Origin of the sequence: Methanobrevibacter sp. (assembly GCF_045644645.1) — an archaeon.
In the GTDB taxonomy this organism is placed as follows: Archaea; Methanobacteriota; Methanobacteria; order Methanobacteriales; family Methanobacteriaceae; genus Methanocatella.
Map to the genome: position 1 here is coordinate 1 of NZ_JAZRHE010000070.1, position 6,161 is coordinate 6,161.

Sequence of the window (6,161 nt, forward strand, 5' to 3'; positions counted from 1 at the left end):
TCTTCTCATTCTTGTAGTTGGGAATTCCATAGTAATCACTTAAAAATCAGTAACTTATTAGTTTTTTCTAATAACCTTTCTATAATAAATTCTATTTTGGAACATAATTAAATTTTTGTCTTGTGTTCAAATCAACAAAATTAGATATTTATTCATTAATTTCAATAAAAATATAAGCAAAGCAATAAAAAAATAGTAACGAAATTAAACACACACAAAATTAAAAAATGTAATGAAATAATTATGAATAATGTGGATGAAAACCCTCCACTTCTGAACCTTTTTCCTATGTGCCAATTAAAAATATTGTGCTGATGTTTATATATAATTGAAATTAAAACGAAAGTATGAAAAAATTAATAAATAGGAAATATAATGGACAAATTGCCTTGTTTGATGCAAAGTTTTTGAAGAAAAGATATTTAAATTATCATCTTCATATCATTTTAATATCTTATGAATTTTTTATGGTGGAGAAATGGATTTATTAAATTTTGGGAAAGATAAAAATTATTTTTTGATTATCGCAATTTGCATATCCTTATTGCTGCCCCTCATTATGGTTGGGAGCTATGACCGGCCTTCTGCCGATGACTTCGGATATTCTCTTCTAACTCATGAAGCAGTTCAAAATGGTGGAAACATATTCGATTTGATTGAATCTGCAGTTAAGACAGACATAAACTATTACAATACCTGGCAGGGACTATATTCATCTGCATTTATCTTATCTCTGCAACCCGCAATTTTCGGAGAGCAATTCTATAGCATAACTTGTCTTATAATACTTTTTATAGAATTTGTTTGCATATACTTTTCATTGAAAATCCTAAATGAATATTTCATTAAAGAACGAAACATTTTTGTCTTCACATTTTCTTTAGTTATACTAACTGTCCTAAATTTGTTGCTTCCTTCAGCCACCCAAGGACTATTCTGGTACAATGGAGCCATGAATTACATTCCTTGGGCATTCACTAATTTGTTGGGGTGTTGCTTATTAATTAAACTGTTTTATACGGATAAAAATGATAAAAAATTTTATTTGCTGCTGACCTTTTCAGGGGTGCTTTCGTTTTTCACTTCTGGAGGAAATCATGTAACCGCATTTGCAAATATCCTATTCCTGTCACTGTTCAGCATATTCCTAATTTTAAAGAAAAAGAGATATTATTCCATTTTACCATTGGCACTTGCCATAATAGGATTCATTATAATGTATACCGCCCCAGGCACTGCAATTCGTCAAGAATCACTTATTCAAGAAGGATTAACTAACTCAGGACTCATTGACCTTTTAATCAACACTTTTCGACATTTAAAAAGCATTTTTGTGAATTGGATGAACTTTAAATGGGTGCTGAGTCTAATAATCATTACTCCCCTGTCCTTGAAGGTCTCAGAAAACATTGAAGATGAAGTTAAAGCAATCCATCTCTTTGCATCCCTGGCCTGTTCATTGCTTGTTATTGCCGGCATGTTTGCCGTGCCTTATTATGCGATGAGTGATTTCGGAGCGCCTCGCGTAACTAATGTCATTTGGATAACTTTCATATTATTAAGCTGGATAAACTATACCTTGCTGATAACCCTATTACAAAAGGAAGAGTTCATAAATATTAACTTCAAAAGTGATGATTTTAAAAAAATGCTTGTGATTGTTGTCATCATTTCATTAATACTGACATTTTATTTACCTAATACTTACAAATTTTCAAATTCATATACCTGTCTGCAGGAATTGAAAAACGGAACTGCCAAAAATTTTGCATTCGAACAGGACAGCAGGTTTCATATACTTAAAACTTCCAATTCAACTGAAATTGAGCTGAAGAATATTACGCCAGGTTCGATTTTATACTTTGATGATTTGAAAAGTGAACCTGACATATGGCCAAACAACAATGTCGAAAAATATTATAACAAGGAACGGGTTTATGTGATAAACAATACACAAGCTAAAAGCAGTTGATTGGATATGTGGAAATCATGTTTTTGAGTATTCTGATTGAAAATATTCATTTCAAACTTTTTAAATTAATAAAAATGATTATCCAATATTTCCAATCTTAAAGATTTATCTAATTTTATTGAAACTTCAAAATTATTGTCGAATATACATTTATCAAATTCAGAATGAATGTCCCTTAACTGTTCGCTATCAATTTTAAAAAAAATAGAATAAAGTCGGATTCCAGCACCTTGTTCTCATTTTCCATTTGCACAAATTCCGGAGACTTGATAGATAGTTTCTCAACATCCCTGTTTATTGTAACAGCCGTCAGGTGCTTGATATTCCCATATTTCAAATCATAAGGATTGGTCATGAAGTAGACCTGATCGGTTTTGTTCTTGGCTTTGCCCTGCAGGTCATTTACATTGCCTATTCCCATACCCTCATCATATAATGCACTAGCATGAAATTTACGGAGCATATGACTTCTAAAACGCCGATATTTTCCTACACGACCCAAGCCAAGTCTATAATTAATTATTTGAAAATAAGTAATTACATAAGATTCATACGTCTTAAATAACTGGCTTTCATTCGTAACATTATCATTCTGATAAAATGTAAGCATTAATGGCATTGACTGTTTCTGGACTGCAATAGGTTGTATAATATTTGTTTGTTTTTATTCTCCGAATATTGAAAGCAGACACAATATTGTCATTGCCCTTAATATAGTCGATTATTTCGAAAATATCCATCTTCCGTTAGGCAAATATTCTGATAGCTCATCAATGTAACCCGGGATTGTTTAATTCAAGGTTTCAGCCCTCCGCAGCCACTGGAACAAATGAATAATATTAATGCATTCATCACCGGTGAAAGCGATGCAATCGCTTCTCTTATCACTTCTTTGTCAGTAGGTCTTTAAAATAAATTTAACTTTGGAGACAACATAGAAAAATTAAAAAAAGAAGCAGGACAGGATGGATATGAATCATTAAATGCTTATAAATTATTTTTGTCAGAAATTGTTAAACTTAATACTGATTTCACACTTGACACAGAAATGGGAACAGTTAAAGCCGAGCATACTCTTCAGGAATGCAAAAACATTTGCAAAAATTTAAACATTTAATAACTCCAAAATACAAATACTAGACCAATTACAAAAAAGAGGCTTAAGATGTCAAATTCAATTGGAGAAAAATTTAAAATAACAAGTTTTGGAGCAAGCCATGGTCCTGCTCTTGGAGCTATTGTTGACGGATGCCCTGCAAATCTTGAATTAAGTGTTGAAGACATTCAAAAAGAATTGGATAAAAGAAAACCAGGAACAAGCAGTGTAACAACCCCGAGAAAGGAATCAGATGAAGTTCAAATATTATCCGGAATTTTTGAAGGAAAAACCGATGGAACACCGATTACCGGAATTGTATTCAATAAAAATCAACACTCCAAAGATTACACAATGTTTAAAAGCACACCACGTCCATCCCATGGGGATTTCGGATGGATGAGCAAATACGGAAATTACGACTACAACGGAGGCGGCCGTGGAAGCGGAAGGGTAACCATCGGCCATGTCATTGGTGGGGCAATAGCGAAAAAACTTCTTAAAACCCATGGCATTGAAATAATTTCTCACGTTACTCAAATTGGACACGTCAAAGCAGAGCCTCAAGAATTTTATACTATAAAAGAGAACATTGAGAAAAATCCAGTCCGTTGTGCAGACTTAAAGGCTGCAACTGAAATGGAAGATTTAATATTGGCTAAAAAGAGCGAAGGAGATTCCATTGGAGGAATTGTGGAAACAATAGCTATAGGCCTTCCGGCAGGACTTGGCGAACCCATTTTTGAAAGATTGGATGGAGACCTTGCAAGAATCTTAATGAACATTGGTGCTGTTAAAGGAGTTGAAATAGGTCTTGGATTTGATGTTGCAACACATACCGGTTCGCAAATCAATGATGAATACCAAATCGAAAATGACAAAATTACTACAAAAACCAATAACTCCGGCGGAATTATTGGTGGAATGAGCAATGGAATGCCAATCGTTTCAAGAATTGCAGTGAAGCCGACTCCATCAATTTCCAAATGCCAAAATTCAGTTAATTTAGATAAAAAAGAAAATGAAAAAATAGAAATTAAAGGAAGGCATGATCCCTGCATCTGTCCAAGAGTGACAGTTGTAGCTGAATCAAGCACCGCAATTGTCCTTGCAGACCATATGATTCGCTCAGGATTTATCCATCCAACTAACCTGGAACTTTAATTTGCATTTTTCCTTAATATTGTAAGTTCGTCAAACTCATTATTTTTGATTGCAGTTTGATAGGAGTTTCTTCTTTCGCTTGTATACATTGCATGAGAAGTGCTGTGGTTTTGGGATTCAACATCCTTAAGAGATATTAACCTAAACCTTCTCGGATTCTTAAAATTAACATTGAATGAAAGCCCATCGAATGCAGCTATCACCTTTACGCCGGTTTCTTTTGCAATCTTTTTAGCTTCAGTAACAGGATTTGAAGAAATCATTTTAAGTCCCAAATGAGTCATTACAGCAACTTTAGGATTAACCTCATTAATTAAATCAATGAAATTTCTAGAACACATATGCCCATTAATCGACCTGCTGCCCGGCCTTAAGACACTTGCAATTAGGATATCCGCCCCTTTATGGCATTCAGGCAATTTATCAAAATAATCCGTGTCAGACGTATAAGACAATTTGAACCCGTTATAGTCAATTTGAAAACCCACTCCCGCAGGATCCCCATGAATCGTTTTAGTTCCTTTAACTTTAATGCCATTTACCTCTTCGACATTGCCGGGTTTTAGAAGAATCGTATCCGATTTAGACTGATGGTATGACGAAATACAAGGTCCCCACTGGTCATAGCCTTCCAGAACGCTGGTACTTCCAAAAATAGTCCCTACACTTTTAGTCATGCCTTTGGTCATTGCCTCAATGAGGATTTCTGCATCGTTATAATGGTCAGTGTGCGCATGGGAAACAAAGATTCCACTCAAATTACGAGGATCAAAGCCGAATTGATAAGTTCTTATTAGAGCTCCCGGTCCTGGGTCAACATGATAATTCTTACCATTGAGATTATCAATCCTGAACCCTCCAGTCATTCTTCTTTGAGAGATAGCGGAAAATCTTCCACCTCCACTCCCTAAAAAAGTCAATTTCATTTAAAATCCCCAATCATAACGAACATAAGATTACGTCACATTTCAGGGAGGACTTGTCCTTTTTAAGACATAAATCCTCATCCTTTATTGTGACTTTATCCCCTATTTTTACATTTTCACTTTCTGTAAACATTATTACATTTTGACCCGGGCCAGCTAGTTTCTTCCAGTTTTCATCCATTGCCTGTGTTTTGTCATTTAACTGGACATATAGAATATTTCCATCAACTGAAACAACTCTGCCAACATCCCCTTTATCAATGACTTTATTGGCCATTTCAATTTCAATGCTTTGTTGAACTAGTTGTTCTGTCAAATTTTGTCTGAATTTAACTAATACCTTAATATCATTGTCGATAGTTATGTTCAAATGTTTTTGAGCTTGAGAAGTATTAAAATGAGGGTCTTGTCTTAATACATCGCAATTAATACCCACAGTAGGAGTTTTAGATGCAACTTCGTTTATAATTTCTTCGAAAACTTCTCCTTTGGATTTTAAACTTGAAGAAGGTTTGAACTTTCTTGAAATTAAAGTTTCAGCCATCTTTTTAGCAAAATTATTCCCAAAAATGATAATTCCGCTTTCACCGGCATTACGTGAAGTAACCTCGGAACCTAATAATTCCACCAATTGATAACCATTAGTAGTTCCATAAATTCTCCTGCGCCTTGTTTCAAAAGTTCCTTTTGTGCTTACTTCTCCCCTTATACAATTTCCAACTATCTTTAATTTACTTGCATCATCAGTAATCTTTACAGAAATGCCTAATTCATCAGCTCTTTTTTTGAATTCATCATCACTGATGATTATACCATCATATAATTCTTTTTCTAAAATCTCTAAATTTTCTTTATCACCAAAATAACCAATCTTTCTCTTATCAGCCGCCATTACACATCCGTTCTTTCCAATGTAAGCAATAATTAAGCTCATATTATTCCTCTTAATTCAATATACCATAATTTTAAAAAAAATTATAATATCAAAAGTTTATTATTTATA

Annotated in this window: 5 protein-coding genes; 2 read left to right on the forward strand and 3 right to left on the reverse strand. The window is 33.8% G+C overall.

Annotated features, from left to right (window positions below; genetic code table 11):
- Nucleotides 1-478 precede the first annotated feature (478 nt).
- Nucleotides 479-1,972 (forward strand): DUF6056 family protein, encoded by a 1,494-nt coding sequence (locus ACKI4K_RS04120; protein ID WP_407422571.1) that lies wholly within the window; start codon nt 479-481, stop codon nt 1,970-1,972.
- Nucleotides 1,973-2,147: 175 nt separating this feature from the next.
- On the opposite strand, the gene ACKI4K_RS04125 is transcribed toward ACKI4K_RS04120, so the two are convergent.
- Nucleotides 2,148-2,435 carry a hypothetical protein gene (locus tag ACKI4K_RS04125; RefSeq protein WP_407422573.1) on the reverse strand — a complete coding sequence of 96 codons (288 nt, stop codon included), beginning with the start codon at nt 2,433-2,435 and terminating at the stop codon, nt 2,148-2,150.
- A gap of 702 nt (nt 2,436-3,137) precedes the next feature.
- Between ACKI4K_RS04125 and aroC the strand changes: the two genes are divergently transcribed.
- A complete protein-coding gene (gene aroC / locus ACKI4K_RS04130; RefSeq protein ID WP_407422575.1) occupies nt 3,138-4,232 on the forward strand; it encodes a chorismate synthase in 1,095 nt (364 codons plus the stop codon).
- Here the strand turns inward: aroC and ACKI4K_RS04135 are convergent.
- Together ACKI4K_RS04135 and ACKI4K_RS04140 are read right to left on the reverse strand one after the other, a co-directional pair.
- The gene (locus ACKI4K_RS04135; protein ID WP_407422577.1) at nt 4,229-5,158 is read right to left on the reverse strand and encodes an MBL fold metallo-hydrolase; all 930 of its coding nucleotides are present in this window, start codon (nt 5,156-5,158) and stop codon (nt 4,229-4,231) included. The two genes, aroC and ACKI4K_RS04135, sit on opposite strands and share 4 nt — an antisense overlap.
- A gap of 13 nt (nt 5,159-5,171) precedes the next feature.
- Nucleotides 5,172-6,092, reverse strand: a complete 921-nt coding sequence (locus ACKI4K_RS04140) for a DUF2121 domain-containing protein (RefSeq protein WP_407422579.1) — start codon at nt 6,090-6,092, stop codon at nt 5,172-5,174.
- Nucleotides 6,093-6,161 lie beyond the last annotated feature (69 nt).

Coding starts and splice junctions, on each gene's coding strand:
- aroC (WP_407422575.1), top strand. CDS start 3,138: ATGTCAAATTCAATTGGAGAAAAATTTAAAATAACAAGTTTTGGAGCA.
- ACKI4K_RS04125 (WP_407422573.1), bottom strand. CDS start 2,435: ATGCTCCGTAAATTTCATGCTAGTGCATTATATGATGAGGGTATGGGA.
- ACKI4K_RS04140 (WP_407422579.1), bottom strand. CDS start 6,092: ATGAGCTTAATTATTGCTTACATTGGAAAGAACGGATGTGTAATGGCG.
- ACKI4K_RS04120 (WP_407422571.1), top strand. CDS start 479: ATGGATTTATTAAATTTTGGGAAAGATAAAAATTATTTTTTGATTATC.
- ACKI4K_RS04135 (WP_407422577.1), bottom strand. CDS start 5,158: ATGAAATTGACTTTTTTAGGGAGTGGAGGTGGAAGATTTTCCGCTATC.